17 protein-coding genes are annotated in these 15820 nt (G+C 71.0%); all 17 read right to left on the minus strand.

What is annotated here, in order from left to right:
* Positions 1-17: 17 nt before the first annotated feature.
* Genes ACWD3H_RS25695 through fabG form a run of 17 tightly spaced genes read right to left on the minus strand, consistent with a single transcriptional unit; the run spans position 18 to position 15743 of the window.
* On the minus strand, positions 18-1169 hold the full coding sequence (locus ACWD3H_RS25695) for an ABC transporter permease (RefSeq protein WP_451956795.1): 1152 nt from the start codon (positions 1167-1169) through the stop codon (positions 18-20).
* Positions 1166-2344 (minus strand): ABC transporter permease, encoded by a 1179-nt coding sequence (locus ACWD3H_RS25700; RefSeq protein ID WP_355556506.1) that lies wholly within the window; start codon positions 2342-2344, stop codon positions 1166-1168. The genes ACWD3H_RS25695 and ACWD3H_RS25700 overlap by 4 nt, the downstream gene beginning before the upstream one ends.
* 2 nt (positions 2345-2346) lie before the next feature.
* Positions 2347-3285 (minus strand): ABC transporter ATP-binding protein, encoded by a 939-nt coding sequence (locus tag ACWD3H_RS25705; RefSeq protein WP_355556509.1) that lies wholly within the window; start codon positions 3283-3285, stop codon positions 2347-2349.
* Positions 3282-4328, minus strand: a complete 1047-nt coding sequence (locus ACWD3H_RS25710; RefSeq protein WP_451956796.1) for a right-handed parallel beta-helix repeat-containing protein — start codon at positions 4326-4328, stop codon at positions 3282-3284. Before ACWD3H_RS25710 ends, ACWD3H_RS25705 begins: the two co-directional genes overlap by 4 nt.
* Positions 4328-4810, minus strand: coding sequence for a 4'-phosphopantetheinyl transferase superfamily protein (locus ACWD3H_RS25715; RefSeq protein WP_355556515.1), 483 nt, complete (start codon positions 4808-4810; stop codon positions 4328-4330). The genes ACWD3H_RS25710 and ACWD3H_RS25715 overlap by 1 nt, the downstream gene beginning before the upstream one ends.
* Positions 4807-5625 carry an alpha/beta fold hydrolase gene (locus ACWD3H_RS25720; protein WP_355556518.1) on the minus strand — a complete coding sequence of 273 codons (819 nt, stop codon included), beginning with the start codon at positions 5623-5625 and terminating at the stop codon, positions 4807-4809. The genes ACWD3H_RS25715 and ACWD3H_RS25720 overlap by 4 nt, the downstream gene beginning before the upstream one ends.
* Positions 5626-5638: 13 nt before the next feature.
* The gene (locus ACWD3H_RS25725) at positions 5639-6487 is read right to left on the minus strand and encodes an ester cyclase (RefSeq protein ID WP_355556521.1); all 849 of its coding nucleotides are present in this window, start codon (positions 6485-6487) and stop codon (positions 5639-5641) included.
* Between the two features lie 27 nt (positions 6488-6514).
* Positions 6515-6946: a holo-ACP synthase gene (locus ACWD3H_RS25730; RefSeq protein ID WP_350956816.1), complete on the minus strand. Its 432-nt coding sequence runs from the start codon at positions 6944-6946 to the stop codon at positions 6515-6517.
* Positions 6943-7848 carry an ACP S-malonyltransferase gene (locus tag ACWD3H_RS25735; protein WP_451956797.1) on the minus strand — a complete coding sequence of 302 codons (906 nt, stop codon included), beginning with the start codon at positions 7846-7848 and terminating at the stop codon, positions 6943-6945. The genes ACWD3H_RS25730 and ACWD3H_RS25735 overlap by 4 nt, the downstream gene beginning before the upstream one ends.
* 20 nt (positions 7849-7868) lie before the next feature.
* Positions 7869-8750 carry an alpha/beta fold hydrolase gene (locus ACWD3H_RS25740; RefSeq protein WP_344745556.1) on the minus strand — a complete coding sequence of 294 codons (882 nt, stop codon included), beginning with the start codon at positions 8748-8750 and terminating at the stop codon, positions 7869-7871.
* Positions 8747-9988, minus strand: a complete 1242-nt coding sequence (locus tag ACWD3H_RS25745) for an FAD-dependent oxidoreductase (RefSeq protein ID WP_355556529.1) — start codon at positions 9986-9988, stop codon at positions 8747-8749. Before ACWD3H_RS25745 ends, ACWD3H_RS25740 begins: the two co-directional genes overlap by 4 nt.
* Positions 9985-10815 carry a nitroreductase family protein gene (locus ACWD3H_RS25750; RefSeq protein WP_451956798.1) on the minus strand — a complete coding sequence of 277 codons (831 nt, stop codon included), beginning with the start codon at positions 10813-10815 and terminating at the stop codon, positions 9985-9987. Before ACWD3H_RS25750 ends, ACWD3H_RS25745 begins: the two co-directional genes overlap by 4 nt.
* Positions 10812-13079 (minus strand): beta-ketoacyl synthase N-terminal-like domain-containing protein, encoded by a 2268-nt coding sequence (locus ACWD3H_RS25755; protein WP_451956799.1) that lies wholly within the window; start codon positions 13077-13079, stop codon positions 10812-10814. The genes ACWD3H_RS25750 and ACWD3H_RS25755 overlap by 4 nt, the downstream gene beginning before the upstream one ends.
* A gap of 28 nt (positions 13080-13107) precedes the next feature.
* The gene (locus tag ACWD3H_RS25760) at positions 13108-14172 is read right to left on the minus strand and encodes an aminomethyltransferase family protein (protein ID WP_451956800.1); all 1065 of its coding nucleotides are present in this window, start codon (positions 14170-14172) and stop codon (positions 13108-13110) included.
* A gap of 3 nt (positions 14173-14175) precedes the next feature.
* Complete coding sequence (gene fabZ, locus ACWD3H_RS25765; protein ID WP_030916365.1) at positions 14176-14652, minus strand: 3-hydroxyacyl-ACP dehydratase FabZ; 477 nt, start codon at positions 14650-14652, stop codon at positions 14176-14178.
* The gene (locus tag ACWD3H_RS25770) at positions 14649-14945 is read right to left on the minus strand and encodes an acyl carrier protein (RefSeq protein ID WP_343964540.1); all 297 of its coding nucleotides are present in this window, start codon (positions 14943-14945) and stop codon (positions 14649-14651) included. Before ACWD3H_RS25770 ends, fabZ begins: the two co-directional genes overlap by 4 nt.
* 48 nt (positions 14946-14993) lie before the next feature.
* Positions 14994-15743 carry a 3-oxoacyl-ACP reductase FabG gene (fabG, locus tag ACWD3H_RS25775; RefSeq protein ID WP_030916371.1) on the minus strand — a complete coding sequence of 250 codons (750 nt, stop codon included), beginning with the start codon at positions 15741-15743 and terminating at the stop codon, positions 14994-14996.
* Positions 15744-15820 lie beyond the last annotated feature (77 nt).

Genomic DNA, 15820 nt, shown 5'->3' on the forward strand with positions numbered 1-15820 from the left:
CCCAGTGCCGCGTTCGGTCAGTTGGATGTGCGCATGCGCTTGCGGAACACCACGAGCGAGATGCCCAGCAGGAGCACCGCCATCCCGAGCAGTACGGCCACCTCGACCAGGACCGAGCCCAGCCCCTTGCCCGGTTTGGTCAGCGTGATCAGCGCGTCCATCCCCCAGCCGTGCGGGACCAGGTAGCCGATCATGTTCAGGGTCTCGCCCGCGACCTCGCGCGGCCACAGGCAGCCGCCCAGCATGCCGAGCACGATGCCCAGCGGAGGCCCGATCGCGGGGGCCTGGGAGGGCGACCGCACCAGGCTGCCGACCAGCACCGCGGCGCCGGTGGACACCAGGCAGAACGAGCCGACGACCGCGGCGACGCCCAGCGGGTCTCCCCACGACACGTCGAACATCAGCGTGCTCACCACCATGATCAGGCAGGCCTGCACGATGGCGATGATGAGCCTGCTCAGCACCTCTCCGAGCAGCACCGAGCGCTCCCGCACCGGCCCGGCGAGGGAACGGCGGATCATGCCCAGCCTGCGGCTCTCGGCCAGGGCCGCGGCGACCGCCATGGAGTTGACGAAGGTGAACAGCAGCACGTTGGCGGGTGCGGTGTAGGCGAATCCGCGGGGCGTGGAGCTCTCCGCGGCGCCACTGGTGCTCACCGCCACCTGGGCCGACTCGGTCTGGGCCTTGCGTACCAGAGCCTCGGCCTCGGCCGGGGACGCGCCCGCCGCCTCGGCCGCCCGCACGGCTTCGAGCACCGCGGCCACCTTGCCGACCGCGACGTCGATCATGCCTCGTGCCGCCATGCCGCTGCCGTTGGTCTGGGTCATGACCAGTTCCAGGTCGGTGGACCCGGGCGGGATCAGCAGGCCGGCGGCGAGGGCGCCGGTCCGCACGCCGGACCGCACCTGCTCCTCGGCGTCCATCCGCTCGATCGCGAGGTCGGGGTTGGTCTCCAGCCGGCGCAGTACGGCCGTCGCGACCGGGTCGGAGTCCTGCGCGACCACCCCGACCGGTATCCGATCCTGTCCGGACGCGCTTCCGCCCAGGGCCATCCCGACGAAGAGGATGGTCACGAACGGCATGACCACCATGAAGAACAGCCCCACCTTGTCGCGGGAGTGCCGGCGCAGGTTGGCCGCCACCAGGGCTCTGACCGGGCTCGGGCTCATCCGAGTAGTCCTCTCCGGAAGCCGAAGGCGGCGACGCCGCCGGCCACGAGTGCCATCCCGCAGAGTGCGGCGATCGGGCCGGCGACCGTCGCCAGGCCCCCGCCGCCACCGGCGAGCTCGGTCAGTCCCGTCGACGTCCAGCCGTTCGGGGTGAACAACGCCACCTTCTGCAGGAAGTCCGGCAGGTTGTACATCGGCACCAGGCTGCCGCCCAGGAACGCGAAGACGAAGGAGACGCCCATGATCAGCCCGTCGGCCTGGGAGTCGGTCTTCGCCCTGCTGGCCACCAGCATGGTGATCGCGGCGGCGGCCAGCACGTGCGCGGTCCAGAGCGCGAACACCGCGAGCGGATCACCCCAGGTGGACCCGAACAGCAGCACCGAGGAGGCCCAGACGGCGCAGACGCTGACCAGTGCCAGCAGGAAGCCGACCACCCCCTTGCCCACGATCGGGATCCACGGCCGGATGGGCGCGGCACGCATCCGGTTGAGCGTGCCGAGGTTGCGCTCGGTGAGCAGGCTCCTGACCGAGGTGCCCACCACGAAGAAGGCGAAGAGCGCGGCCATGCCGGAGCCGTAGTAGACCGACAGGTCGACCTTTCCGCCCGCCATGGGGTCGCTCTCCAGGGTCAGCGCCGGGCCGCTCGCGCCGTTGCGCTCGACGAACTCCTTGACCTTGTCCGCGGAGACGCCGGCGTCCAGGGACGCCTTGACCGCGAGGGTGCGGGCGTCCACCAGGGCGGAGATCCGGTCGACGATGCTGCTCGCGACCACTCCGGCCAGCGGCGTCTCCGGGGAGGTGAGCACGGTGACCTTCCCCCCGCGCCCGGCGCCGACGTCCTGGCTGAACCCCGAGGGGAACACGATCGCCGCGCCGATGTCCCCGTCGTCGAGGGTCTGTTGCGCGTCCTTCTCCGTCGTGAAGTCGCGCAGGGTCAGCATGCCGTCGAGTTCCTTGGCCGACAGCACCTCCCGGCGCACGCTGGAGGGGAACTCCCCGCCGTCGAGATCGACGAAGCCCACGGTGGCGCGCAGGGGCGGATCGTCCCCGCCGAGGGCGAACCCGAACAGCGAGGCCAGCACGATGGGGGCGAGCAGGGCGGTCAGCACCGCGGTACCGTCCATGAACCTGGCGCGCAGTTCGAGACGGCTCACCACGAAAAGAGCTCTCAGCATCGTCAGTCCCGCAGCTTGTTGCCGGTGAGGTGCAGGAACGCGGCCTCAAGGTCGGGTTCGATGACCTCGACGGCCGTCACGACGGCGATGCCCCGCACCGCGGCGATGAGGGTGGGCAACAGGTGACTTCCCTCGTTGACGATCAGCCGGATGGACGAGGTACCCGCCCGCACCGCCTCGGTGACCCCCTCCACCGCGCGCAGCTTGTCGGTCGCGATATCCAGGTCGCCGTCGAGGACGAGCTCGACCCGGTCCGCGCTACCGAGGGTGGAGACGAGTTCCTTGCGGGTGCCCTCGGCGATGACCTTGCCGTGGTCGATGATCCCGATGCGCTTGCAGACCCGCTCGACCTCCTCCATGTAGTGCGAGGTGTACAGCAGGCTCATGCCGTCGGCCACCAGCTGCTCGACCCCGTCCAGGATGGCCTTGCGGCTCTGCGGGTCCACCCCGACCGTCGGCTCGTCCAGGATGAGCACCTCCGGCCGGTGCAGCAGGGCCGCGCCGATGTTGATCCGGCGCTTCATCCCGCCCGAGTAGGTGTCGATCTTTCCGTCCGCCCGGTCCGACAGGCCGACGAAGTCGAGCACCTCGTCGATCCGTTTCGCCAGCTCCCGCCGGGGCAGCCCGTAGAGCCTGCCGAAGAAGCGCAGGTTCTCCCGGCCGGTCAGGTCGGGGTAGAGCGCGATCTCCTGCGGGACGTAACCGATCTTCGCCTTCGCCGCGAGCGGAGCGGTCGCGAGATCGTGGCCACAGACCTGTACGCTCCCCGCGTCCGGCTGCAGCAGGCCCACCAGTATGGAGATCGCGGTGGTCTTGCCCGCCCCGTTGGGACCGAGCAGGCCGTAGGCCTCCCCCTTCTCGATGAAGAAGCCGACGTCCTGTACGGCGAGGATGTCGCCGTACCTCTTGCTCAGCCCCGTACAGCTCAGGGTGGCCGTCATCGGCTTTCCTCGGCGGCGCAGCCCTCGATCGTGTCGGGCGCGGTGGCGTTCGCCACGTTGTTGGCGAACCCCTGCCGGGTGAAGTCGGCGTCGACCTGGACGTCGAGCGGGGTGTTGCCGGTGATCCGGTTCCAGGAGATGTGGTTGTCCAGGGACTCGTCGCCTCCCCAGTCCTTGGACGATCCCAGCACGAACGCCCCGCCCATGACCGAGGGGCCGCTCGGGTGGTTGTCGTGGATCCGGTTTCCCACCACGGTGACGCGGTGGGCGCCGATCAGCGCGAGGCCCACCCCGGAGATCGGCGGGCCCGCCTCACCGAGGCCGTTCGGGTTGCCCTCCCCGCTGAGCAGCCCGTTGCCGCGGAGCTCGTTCTCCGCCACCAGGCAGTCGTTCACCCCGCCCGGCAGCTCGCCCTCGTAGGTCTGGTTGAGCAGGAGCAGCCCGGCGGAGTTGCCGTGGCAGGTGTTGCGCAGCATCCGCGCCTTCGAGGAGTTGTCGACGAAGATCCCGAAGGCGTTGGCGGAGGTCTCGTTCTCCGCGACCAGCGCGTTCGCCTCGGGGCAGAAGCTCAGCGCGATGCCCGCGTACTGGCTCCCCGAGGCCCGGCAGCGCAGCACCTCGACGCCGCTGGACTCGCGGACGTAGATGCCCCAGAAGTCGTTGTCCCGCGCCTCGACGTCCTCGACGACGAGCCCCTGGACCGTGTGCGCGTAGACGCCGGAGCCGGAGAAGCCGCTCACCGCCAGCCCGCGTACGGTGACGTCGCGGATGCCGTCACCGTGCACGCTGATGCCGCTGACCACGTCCTCCGACGCGTCGTGCAGCTGCGGGATGCCCACCTCCGCCGCCGCGCCGGGAACCAGCCTGGTCAGCTCCGGTCCCTCACCGGCCAGGGTGACCCCGCTGTGCCTGATCCACAGGCTCTCGGCGTAGGTCCCCTCGGTCAGGCGGATGGTCGCTCCCGGCCCCGCCTCGTCGAGCGCTCGCTGGATCGACTCTCCGGGTTTGACGAAGGTCTCCCCCTCCGCCTGGACAAGCGACATCACAATGCTCCCTTGGAATCGACGGTCACTATCGCCAGCGCGACGAGCAGTCCCGCGCTCAGGCCCCACCGGGCCGCGCCGGCCACCGGGGCGTCATTCTCCTGTGGCGCCAGCCGGGCCAGGGCGGCGCGGCGGCTGGCGCCCCTGATGGTGTACGACGCGCCCGTGGTCAGTGTCAGCTCGGTGGACGCGCCCAGGGCCGACGCCGCCTCGGCCAGCAGCGGGGTGGCCCACCGCTGCTCCTCGCCCCGCTCCTCGAAGTCGTGCCAGTCGAATCCGGCCGGCCGGCCGCCCACCGCCTTGATGAAGCTCTCCTTGACCGCGAACGAGGCGGCGTCCGCGAGAGGCGAGCCGGCGTGCAGTTCCCGCTCGGCGGGCGTGGTGACCCGCCTGCCGTAGGCGGCGCCGCCGTCGGAGACGGTCCTGGCGATCCGGTCCGTCTCCACGATGTCCACGCCCACCAGGACCGCCGAGCGGGTCACGCGGACACCCCGGCCGTCCCGGCCGCCTCGACGAAGGGTGCCAGGAACCGGTCGAGGCAGGCCGAGTACTCGTCGGCGCGCTCGATCATCGGGATGTGCCCGCACTCCCCGACCAGGACCATCTCGTACTGCGGGTAGCCGGCCAGGGCCTTCACCCAGGCGTCGACCGGGGTCATCCGGTCGTACTCCCCCCACACGTACATCGAAGGGCAGGTCACCTTGTCCATGGCCGGCAGCACCTTGTAGACGCGGGTGGCCTTGATGCTGCGGGCCATGCTCACCATCGCGGGCGGGTGCCGCAGCAGGGTGGCGGTCGCCTCCAGCTGCTCCTCGGTGAAGAGCGGCTCGCCGTGGAACAGGGCGCTCAGCATGCGGTCGCGGAACTCCTCGCCCGCGGGCTGCACGCTCGCCCTGCGGTCGAAGCTCAGGCCGACGTCGGGGTCGGGGGTCAGGCCGGGGGCCCCGCTCACCACGATGCCGCGTACCCGCTCGGGAAAGCGGCCCGCCAGGTCGATCGCGACCAGGCCGCCGAGGGAGTTGGCGCAGATGATGATGTCCTTGACCCCCGCGGCGTCACAGACCTCGAGCAGCACGTCGCCGAGTCGTTCGATCGAACCGACGATCTTGCTGTCGAGCGCGCAGATGGGCTCGTTGGTGCGGAGCACCGGCCAGCCGGCGCTCTCCAGCCGCCGGTAGGGATGATCCCAGATCCAGCCTCCGGCGAACAGGGCGGACATGAACACCACGGTTGGCCGGTCACCGTCGTCAAGCCGGTGCTCGGCGGTGAAGGGGGACCAGGGGGAGGGGGTGGGCAAGATCGCACTCCAGTCACAATAGGGATTCGCGCTCGGGAATCCAGCCACAACCGCAGGCCGCGCCCTCGTCTGTGGAGAAGACGGTCTCGCAGTCGGGACAGCGAGCGTATTCGCGGACCGTGGCCGGCAGCCAGATGCTGGTGAGCGCCCGGGTGCACAGTCCGCCCTTGAAGAAGCGCCGCATCGCCCGCTGGTGGGGCCGGCCGTGTACGGCGCGGACGGACTCCGGGCGGTCGAAGGCGCTCAGGGTGAACTTGCGCCTGCCGATGTCGAAGGTCGAGGCGCCGAGGAATCCCTTCGAGGCGCGCAGCGCCTTGACGACCTCCACGCTGAGCAGGTCGACCTCGGCCGCCTGCGCGCCGTCGTCGACCTCCAGCCAGGTCAGCGCCAGGGCGCCGGGACGCGCGGTACGTCCCAGGGTGGTCCGCGTGCTCACCCCGAACTCCCGCTCCTCGTCGGCCTCGGGCACGAACCTCGCCTCGAATCCCAGCGCGGCGGCGACGGCCAGCCGGTCGAAGCACCGCTGGACGCGCACCGTCTCACCGTCCCTGACCAGCAGGTCGGTCCCGGTGACGCGGACGGGCCTGCCGACGGCGGGCATGGCCAGGTAGGGGGCGCGGTGGTCGGCCTCCAGCGTCCAGGAGAGCATGGCGAACTCCTCGGTGGCGGCCAGGTGCTCGACGTGGAGGCGCAGGTTGCCGAACCGGGCCAGCACCTCGCCCGCGTGGGCGGCCAGCGCGTCCCCGCTCAGCGGGCCCGCCGTGTCCGGATCGTCGAAGGCGTCCACCGACGCGGCCACGGCCTCGGCGTCCCCGCTCTGCCAGGCCTTCAGGTGGCTTTCCGCGATCTGTCGCATGTCCATGTCAGGCCTCACCGTCGAACCTCATCGTCAAACCCCATCGAGGTGGTCGTCTTCGGGGAGCCGCGCCGAGACCAGCGCGACCGCCAGCGCGCAGGCGGCGGTGTGGCTGATGGATATCCGGATCCGCTCCCTGCCCCCCGCCGCGTCGGCGAGGGCACCGCTCAGCCGTACGTCGGGCGGGTGCCCGTGCAGGCAGACCGCACTCCGGGAGCACATCGGGGTGGGCCGGGGCAGCACCTCCGCCTGGCCGAGATGCTCGGCGGTCTCCGCGACGTCCAGCAGGCGCAGCACCGCCCGCTTGGCCGCGAGGCGGCCCGCCCAGTGCTGGAGGGTGCGGCCCGTACCCGACCGCAGACGCTCCGGGCGGGTGTAGACCTGCTCCAGCCGCATCTCGCCGAGGAGCTCCTTCGGCCGGGAGAGCCCGGCGAAGGAGACCATGGCGCAGCCCCACCGGCTCACGCGCCCCGCTCCTGGGCCAGCCGCCGCGGCGTGCCGGGATCGGTCATGCTCAGGCAGCGGGCGCCGACGCCGCGCGACAGCCCGGCGAGCGCCTTGCTGTCGCCCACCTCGACACAGAGCGTGGTCGTGGTGGTCCGCAGTGCCGTCTCGGTCCACCGCACCCGCCCGGTGAGCTGGGTGATCAGCGCCTCCCTGATCACGTCCAGATCCATGGTGGGTTCGGCGGTGACGTTGGGCACGACCGGGACGCGGGGCGGCGCCATCGGCGCGGCGCGCACCGCCTCCCGCCAGCCGGGTACCGCCGGGGCCATCAGCGGGGAGTGGAAGGCGTTGCTGACCTGGAGCGGCACGATCTTGCGGGCGCCGCTCGCCAGCTTGCCCAGCCGCTCGATCGCGGGCAGGGCGCCGGAGACCACCACGTGGCCCGGCGCGTTCTCCAGGCCCACGACGAGCGGCTCGTCCGCGGCGGCGGCCTCGGCGGCCAGCGCCTCGACCTCCTCGACCGCCAGCCCCATGACCGCGCTCATCCCGCCCGTCACCCCGACCTCGGCCATCAGCCGGGAACGGATCTCCACCAGCCGGAGCGTGCCCGCCAGATCGAGCACGCCCGCCGCGTACAGCGCGCTGAGCTCGCCGACGCTGTGCCCCGCGACCAGGCCGGGTTCGTGCCCGTCGGCGCGCAGCACGGCCAGCGCCGCCAGGTTGCACACGGTCACCGCCGGCTGGGCGTGCTCGGTGGCGACCAGGCGGTCCAGCGGCCCCTTGGCGCAGAGCGGCGAGATCGGCTGCCCGAGTAGCTCGTCCGCCTGGGCGAACACCTCCGCGGCCACCGGCTTGCGGCGCAGCCAGGCGCCCATGCCGACGCGGACCGTGCCCTGTCCTGGAAACAGGAACCCGAGCATGAGATCCCCCTGTCCCCCGGCTAGAGCCGCCGCCTGCGGCGGTTGGCCGCCTCGGCCGGCTTCTCGGTGCCCAGGAAGCCGATCAGCAGCTTGTTGACCTGCTCGGGGGCGTCGAGGGGGATCCAGTGACTGGCGTCCTCGATCCGCTCGTAGCGCCAGGGGCCCTTGACGTACTTGGCGGAGCCGGTCATGCCCTCCTCCATCATGGCCTTGTCACCGGCCGACCAGATGCCCAGCGTGGGGGCGAGCACCGGCGGGAAGGGCCGCTCGGGACGGAGTTCGGACTCCGGCGAGCGGTTGGCCCGGTACCAGTTCAGACCGGCGGTCAGCGCGCCGGGGCGGGCCAGGTCGCGCAGGTAGCGGGTGTGGTCGCCCTCGCGCCCCATGATCTGCTTGAACAGCCGCCACCCGTTGCGGCGCAGCAGCGTCTCACTCACCCCGGGGAACTGGTAGAAGAGCATGTACCAGGAGGCCGCCCGCTGCTCCAGCGTCGGGGTGGAGAACACCCCCGGGTGACCGACCGACAGCACGGCCAGGTGGTCGACCCTGCGGGGCATCAGGAACGAGTACATCCACGCGATGGCCGCACCCCAGTCGTGACCGACCAGGTGCGCCTTGCGGATGCCCAGTGCCAGGGTCAGTTCGACGACGTCGTTGACGATCGTCTGCATGTCGTAGGCTTCGATCTCCTGCGGCTTGCCGGACTCGCCGAACCCTCTCAGGTCCGGGGCGATGACCCGGAAGCCCGCCTCGACCAGCGCCGGTATCTGGTGACGCCACAGGTAGGAGGAGTCCGGGAATCCATGCAGCAGGACCACCGGATCGCCCTCGCCCTGGTCGACGAACGCGATGTCGACGCCGTTGACGTGCAGCGTCCTGTTGACCAACGATTCCATGCTCATGCGGTCTCCCTAAACAACCGTTCGGCGAAGAACTCACTGAAGCCGAACTCCGGCACATCCTCCGGGGGCACCATGTTCAAAAGCCCCGTCACCTGCAGTGCGACGTTCTGCGACATCAACCGGCGGGCGCGCCTGCGCCGCTCGGTGGCCTCGGGCCCGAACTCCGCGTACAGCTTGCTGATGATGGCCGCGCCGAAGTTCAGGCGGTCCATCCGTGCCTTGCGCTCCTTCAGGTAGGGGTCGAAGGCCCCCACCGACCAGTCGTCGCTCTCCAGCAGGATGTCGGCGACGGTCCTGGCGTCGCGCATGCTGCACGAGAGGCCGGTGCCCAGTACGGTGTCGCCGTTTCCCGCCTCGTCGCCGATCAGCACGACCCCATCGGTCAGCGGCGGCCCGTCGGGGATGAGCGTCATCGACGGCCAGACCGCCAGCGGCCCGGCGGGGATCGCCTGGGTCACCGCCTTGCCCCGGTCGGGCAGGCAGTTGAGCTCGAAGGCGTTCAGGAAGTTCCGCACCGCGTCGGGTCCGCGGTAGCGGTGCTGGGTGCCGGTCGCGAGGTTGAGGTAGAGCCGCGCCCGGCCGAAGCCCTGCGGGAACACCATGAACATGACGTCGCCCTCGGTGCCCATCGCCTGCACGTCGGAGGGCCAGTCGTCCAGCCCCTCGACCATCATGCCGCCGCCCCAGTGGTGCACGGAGCCGCTCATCGAGACACCGATCTGCCGGCCGACGTTGCCGACCCGGCCGGTGGCGCCGAGCACCATCCTGGTCCTGATCTCGTGCTCGGTGTCGTTGTCGAGGTAGGTGACCCTCGGCTCCGCGCCGGGGGTGACCTTGATCTTGGCCGCGTCCATCACCAGCCTGGCGCCGTACTCCGCCGCCTGCGCCGCCATCAGCTCGCACACCGCGTGGTGCGGGAACGACTGCGGGCCGCCGACCTCGGGCATCGACCGGGTCATGTCGATGGCCTCGACCTCGTCCGCGGGAATGGCCTCGTCCCAGGTCATCCACTCGCGGATCTCCCAGGCGCCACCCGCCGCGAAGCAGTCGGCGACGCCGAGCAGCTGTGCCTCCCGAACGCCCCAGGGCGCCAGCCACTCGCCGCGCACCAGGTCCTGGTAGACCTTCTGCTTCTCCAGCAAGACGACCGACAGGCCACCCGCGGCCAGCTTGCTGGCCGCGGACGCGCCCGCGATTCCGCCACCGACGACGACGACATCGGCGTACTCAACGGTCATGCCTGCCACCCTTCCCAATACGTGCGTTCTCTGGCTCGGTACCGCTTCGCCGGTCGGAAGTCGGTACCGATCGTGTAGGCGACCGGCACCATGCACACCTGGGTGACCCCGGACGGGATGTTGAGCAGTTCGCCCACCTGCCGCTCGAAGGGCACGTGCATGCAGGTGATCGTGCTGCCGAGACCCCGGCTGCGCAGTGCCAGCTGGAAGGACCAGATCGCCGGGAAGATCGAGCCGTAGAAGGTGCTCGCCCGCATGGCGCCGAGCCGCACCTCGTGTCCGGTGTCCTCCGCGGGCTTGGCCGCCATCTGCCGCTCCCAGGCGGCGTCGATGGCCGCGATGTCCGGCGGCCGGCCGAGCACACAGGGGATGACCAGGACGGGCACCCTCGCGATCCCCTCGGCCAGCGCGACCACCGAGGCGTTGTTCCGCCGTGCCGCCTCGCTGTTCCTTCTGCGGCCGGCGCTGGTCCATACGTCGTTGCGATGGAAGTTCCAGGAGACCCGCATCAGCTCGGCGAGCTTCTCCTTGATGGCGGGCTCGGTGACCACCAGCCAGCGCCAGTGCTGCTGGTTGTTGGCGGTCGGGGCCTGGACGGCGACCTCCAGGGCCTCCTCCACGACCTCGCGCGGCACCGGCCGGTCAAGGTCGAGCCGCCGCCGGACGGACCGGGTGGTGGTCAGCAGCCGATCGGTCTCCGGGACGTCGAACGGCGGGCCGGCCTCCTCACGTGGCACAGACCGGTCAAGGTCGAGCCGCCGCCGGACGGACCGGGTGGTGGTCGGCAGCCGATCGGTCTCCGGGCCGGCCTCCGGGGCCGGTTTCATGGCATCGCCCCCAGCAGGACGGCGCCGCGCACCGAGTCGGCCGCCGCGGTCAGCACCAGCGCCTGCTCGACCGCCTCCGACAGGTGCGGCTTCCTGACGTAGGACTCCACCTCACCGGCGTACGGGTGTTCCAGGCCGTGCAGCGCGGGGGCGATCCCGTCGCGGATCGCCAGGGCGGCCACGGCGAGGTTCATCGCGCCCGAGGCCGCCTGGCAGTCGCCGGTCTGCCCGACCGAGGTGGTGAGCAGGCCGTCCGGCACCAGTTCGAGCAGGACCGCCGCCTCGTCGGCGTCGTACCGGCCGCCGGTACCCGCGCCGACGACCAGACCGGCCTTCCCCGCGGAGAGGCCTGCCAGGCTGCGCCTGATCGACTCCCGCTCGCCCTGCTCCCCGGTGCCGGCGTGGCCGCTGCCCAGGATCCGCGCGTACGCGCGTCCCCCGCGTGCGGCGCAGTGCTCGGCCGACTCCACCAGGATGGCCACGGCCGCGGATCCGGGAACGGACCCCGTGCGCTCCCGGTCATAGGGGGTGACCACCGTACCCTCAGCGACCGCCGCCGTCGTCTCGTCCGCCGCCACCACCAGCACCACGTCCGCCTTGCCCGCCTTGATCATCTCAATGGCGCAGTCCAGCGCGATCGAGGCCGAGGCCTCGCCGTTGCAGATCGTGGTGGTCGGGCCGCGCAGGCCCAGGGTCTGGCAGACCGCGCCGCCGGTGGCGTTCAGCACGACGTTGGAGAAGCTCAGCACGGCCGGCTTGTTCGGGTCGACCGCGACGCTCTCGTCGAATCCGCCGGTGCTCTCCACCGAGCCCGCCGCGGTCGCGAAGATCAGTCCGACGTTGTCCAGCGCCGCCCTGGGCAGCTTGATCCCGGCGTCCTCCCAGGCCAGCCGGGAGGCCGCGATCGCCATCCTGGACAGGTGGTTCATGTGCCGCCAGAGCGAGCGGGGCGCGAACGTCCGTCCCTCCAGCGAGGGCGCCCGGCCGACGGCCTGGCGGCCCTCCGCGAGTGCCTCGGCCAGCTCGGCGATCCCGGTGCCCAGCCCGCTGACCGGGCCCAGCCCGGTGATCACGACCGGCCGGTCGGGCAACTCCTCGTACTCGCGCTCGCCACCCGGGGTGGTCAGCGCGAGCGCGACGTTGTTGCCGCCGAAGGCGTAGTTGTTGGAGACCACGGTCTCGATCGGCATCCGCCTGGCCACGTTGGGCACGAAGTCCAGGTCCGTCGTGGTGTCGGCGTCGAAGCCGATGGTCGGCGGCGCCATGCCGTGCCGGAGCGCCAGCACGCTGGCGACCGCCTCGACCGCGCCGGCCGCGCCCAGGGTGTGACCGACGAAGGACTTGATGCTGCTGGTGGGCACCCGCGGCGCGCGGTCGCCGAAGACCGCCCGCATCACCTTGGCCTCCATCGCGTCGTTGGCCGGCGTGCCGGTGCCGTGACCGCTGACGTAGCTCACGTCGTCGGTGCTCATGCCCGCGTCGGCCAGCGCCCGGCGTACCGCGCTCGCACCGCCCCGGCCGGTGGGGTCGGGGGCGGTCGCGTGGTAGGCGTCCGCGGACAGCCCGTACCCGGCGACCTCGGCCAGCGGGGTCGCCCCCCTGGCCAGCGCCCGGTCCAGCGGTTCGAGCAGCAGGAACGCCGCGCCCTCGCCGAGGTTGAGACCGTCTGAGCGGCTGTAGGGCGCGCAGGGTCCGGTGCTGAGCGCCTGCAGCCCGGCGAATCCGGCGTAGGTCCCGAACAGCAGCGGGTCGACGCCACCGGCCAGCACCACGTCCGCCTCACCGGTGAGGATCTTGTCCTTGGCCAGGCCGACGGCGTTGCCGCCGGCCGCGCACGCGGTCGACACCAGGATGCGCGGCCCGCGCATGCCCAGCCGCCCGGCCACCACGTCGCCGGTGCGGTGCATGGGCTGGTAGCGGCCCGCCGCGTCGGGGGTCGCCTGGCACTTGCCGAGTACCAGCCCGAACCGGTCGGCCTCGACGTCGTCCGCCGACAGCCCCGCCTGGCCGACGGCCTGACGTGCCGCGATGAGGGCCAGTTGGGCGGTGCGGTCCAGGGCGGCGTCGGAGTCCGGCAGTTGCCCGACGATCCACTCGGTGGGGACCTGACCCGCGTACCGGGCGGTGAACACGGCGAACGCCTCGTCGTCGACCGGGGTGACACCACCCTGGCCGGCCATGAGCCGTAGCCAGAACTCTTCCGGGTCACGGCCGATGGCGCAGATGACACCCAGACCTGTGATGACGACGGGGCGCGACGCCATGCTCACTCCTTCTCCGACGATCAACCGATCAGATGATCGGGATGCTCCAGCTCTTGGGCGTGATGTAGGGGCTGGTCAGCGTGGTGACCTCGGCGTCGCCGACGGTGAACCGCAGACCCGCCGCGGCGAACTCCGCGTCCACCCGCGCCAGGCCGAGCGTGGCGCCCAGCCCGAGGCTGTGCACCGCGTACACCACCTCGCCGATGTCCTGACCGGCGGCCAGGACCCGGGTGCCGGGCTCGGGGACCGACCCGCCACCGCTGAAGCCGAGGGTCCGGCGGCCGACGGAGCCGTTGAACGCCTCCAGCACCGCCTCCTTGCCGATGAACGACTCCTTGGTGATGTCGACGAGCCAGTTGGCGCCGCCCTCGATGATGTCGACCCCGCCGGTCGCCTCGTGCCGGATCACCGGCTGCCGGACCTCCAGCATGGCGATCTCCAGTGCCTCGTTGCCGGCGGGCACCGCCTGCTCCAGCGACTGCCGCCACAGCTCGGCGGCCGACTCGGTGGGCACGATCATCTGGTAGCCGTACTCGCTGGTGAACCCGGTCCGCCCGAACACGATGTCCACGCCGTTCCAGGTCGTGTCCACCACGGCCTCGAACGGCAGCGAGGCCAGCTCTCCGTCGATCAGCCGGCCCACCACGCCCCAGGCGTAGGGGCCCTCCAGTCCCAGGATGGTCAGGTCGCCGGAGCGGTCGACGATGTCGACGCCCTCGTCGTTGTGCTTCTGCAGGTGTTCGAGCAGGCGCGGCCCGGCGCCGCAGGAGCTCTCCAGGAACATCCCGTTCTCCCGGCCCCACACGACCACCTGGTCGACGATCTGCCCCGACTCGTCCAGGACGAGGCTCATCATGCAGCGCTCGGAGGTCAGGTACTCGACGTCGCGGGCGAGGACCCGCTGCGCGAAGTCGACGGCGCCGTCACCGCTGATCTCGATCAGGCCGAGCCCGCTCAGGTCGAGCAGCGCGGCCCGCTCCCTGAGGGCCTTGTACTCCTCGGCCGGCGTCGAAAAGCGCAGTGGGACGGTCACGTCCAGCACCTCGCCGAAGACGGTCTCCTCCGGGTGCGCGTTCGCGAGCACGGAATCCATTTCTCACACCTCTCCATGAGTGCTGCCGGCCGCCGGGTCGGCGATCGTGATGATTCCTTCGGCGGCGATGTTCCCGTCCACCCGCGCCGAGACCCGGTACTCCCCGAAGCCTCTGCCGCCCGCGCTCCGCTCCGCGGTCAGGACCAGCTGGTCACCGGGGACGATCCGGCGGCGGAAGCGCATCGACCTGACCCCCGCCAAGTAACTGATCTTGCTTGTCCCGGTGAGCGAGAAGACCACTCCGGCGAGCTGGGCCATCGCCTCGATGACCACGACGCCCGGCAGGATCGCCTCGTCGGGGAAATGCCCCTGGAACCAGATCTCGGTCCCGGTGACGTTCTTGATCGCGGTGCCTTTGACGCCCGGCTCGACCTTGTCGACGCGGTCGAGCAGCAGCATCGGCCAGCGATGCGGGATCAGCTCCCTGATCTGGTCGTTGTTCAGGCTGAGCGATTCCCTGGACGACTGGGCAACGGTCATACCGCGGCTGCCGCTCGCAGTTCGGGCTTGATCGTCTCCGCGAGCCGGGACACCGAGCCGAAGACCGCCATCTCGCTGTCGTAGAGGGCCACCCCGAACTCCGCCTCGATCGCGACGTAGAGCTCAAGGATGTCCAGGCTGTCCAGCTCAAGGCCGCGGCCGAACAGGGGCTGGTCGTCGGTGATCCAGTTCGGCTCGATCTCCAGATCCAGCCGGTTCACGATCATCTTCTTGATCTGGTCACACGCCTGCTGACGCTGGGCAGCCCTGGCGCGCAGCTCGTCGATGGTCATCTTTCCTCCGTGCTCGTGCTGTCGAAGCTCGTGCTTTTGATGACAGGCTCAGCCCAGGCCGCCGCCGTGGGCGACCATCACCTCTCCGGTGACGTACGAGGCCTTGTCCGAGGCGAGGAAGCTCACGATCGACGCGATCTCCTCGGGCCTGCCCATCCGGCCCAGCCGGATGCGGGACTCGTACTGCTTCCTGATCTGGGCGGGAACGCTGCGGGTCATGTCGGTGGCGACGAAGCCAGGGGCCACCACGTTGACCCGGACACCGTGCGGCGCCGCCTCGTAGGACAGCGCCTTGCTGAAGGCGATGATCGCCCCCTTGGACGCCACGTAGTTCGTCTGGCCGGGGAAGCCACCGTCGAGCCCGCTGACCGACGACAGCGTCACGATCGAGCCGCGCCGCTGGTGCTGCATGATCCGGAGAGCCTCCCGGCAGCTCAGGAAGGTGCCGGTGACGTTGACGTCCATCGGCTCGCGGAACTGCGCAAGGCTCATGGCGACGAGGTGCCGGTCGCGGGTGATGCCCGCGCTGGTCACCAGCACGTCCAGCCGGCCGAAGTCGGAGCGCAGGCCGCGGAAGAGCTGCTGGACCTCCTCCTCCTTGGTGACGTCGGCCTGTACGGCCGTCGCGCCGCCACCCTCCTGCTCGATCTGGGCGACGAGGTCCTTGGCATCCTGCTCGGCGCGCAGGTAGTTGACCACGACGTGAGCGCCTTCCCTGGCCAGATCGAGCGCCACCGCCCGCCCGATTCCGCGCGACCCGCCTGTTACCAGGGCCACCGAGCCTTCGGTAAAGAGCATCCTCGTCTCCAGGGTGTCAGTGGTGAGGTGAAAGGGAGCCGACCTGATCGTCCGCTTACAAAGGGAGAGGCTACTGA

The organism is Streptosporangium sp. NPDC002607, assembly GCF_053592655.1.

Excerpts from the sequence above, each read along its gene's own strand:
- fabZ (WP_030916365.1), bottom strand. The coding sequence starts at position 14,652 with ATGACCGTTGCCCAGTCGTCCAGGGAATCGCTCAGCCTGAACAACGAC.
- ACWD3H_RS25740 (WP_344745556.1), bottom strand. The coding sequence starts at position 8,750 with ATGAGCATGGAATCGTTGGTCAACAGGACGCTGCACGTCAACGGCGTC.
- fabG (WP_030916371.1), bottom strand. The coding sequence starts at position 15,743 with ATGCTCTTTACCGAAGGCTCGGTGGCCCTGGTAACAGGCGGGTCGCGC.
- ACWD3H_RS25745 (WP_355556529.1), bottom strand. The coding sequence starts at position 9,988 with ATGACCGTTGAGTACGCCGATGTCGTCGTCGTCGGTGGCGGAATCGCG.
- ACWD3H_RS25760 (WP_451956800.1), bottom strand. The coding sequence starts at position 14,172 with ATGGATTCCGTGCTCGCGAACGCGCACCCGGAGGAGACCGTCTTCGGC.
- ACWD3H_RS25770 (WP_343964540.1), bottom strand. The coding sequence starts at position 14,945 with ATGACCATCGACGAGCTGCGCGCCAGGGCTGCCCAGCGTCAGCAGGCG.
- ACWD3H_RS25700 (WP_355556506.1), bottom strand. The coding sequence starts at position 2,344 with ATGCTGAGAGCTCTTTTCGTGGTGAGCCGTCTCGAACTGCGCGCCAGG.
- ACWD3H_RS25705 (WP_355556509.1), bottom strand. The coding sequence starts at position 3,285 with ATGACGGCCACCCTGAGCTGTACGGGGCTGAGCAAGAGGTACGGCGAC.
- ACWD3H_RS25755 (WP_451956799.1), bottom strand. The coding sequence starts at position 13,079 with ATGGCGTCGCGCCCCGTCGTCATCACAGGTCTGGGTGTCATCTGCGCC.
- ACWD3H_RS25710 (WP_451956796.1), bottom strand. The coding sequence starts at position 4,328 with ATGTCGCTTGTCCAGGCGGAGGGGGAGACCTTCGTCAAACCCGGAGAG.
- ACWD3H_RS25750 (WP_451956798.1), bottom strand. The coding sequence starts at position 10,815 with ATGAAACCGGCCCCGGAGGCCGGCCCGGAGACCGATCGGCTGCCGACC.
- ACWD3H_RS25735 (WP_451956797.1), bottom strand. The coding sequence starts at position 7,848 with ATGCTCGGGTTCCTGTTTCCAGGACAGGGCACGGTCCGCGTCGGCATG.
- ACWD3H_RS25725 (WP_355556521.1), bottom strand. The coding sequence starts at position 6,487 with ATGGACATGCGACAGATCGCGGAAAGCCACCTGAAGGCCTGGCAGAGC.
- ACWD3H_RS25695 (WP_451956795.1), bottom strand. The coding sequence starts at position 1,169 with ATGAGCCCGAGCCCGGTCAGAGCCCTGGTGGCGGCCAACCTGCGCCGG.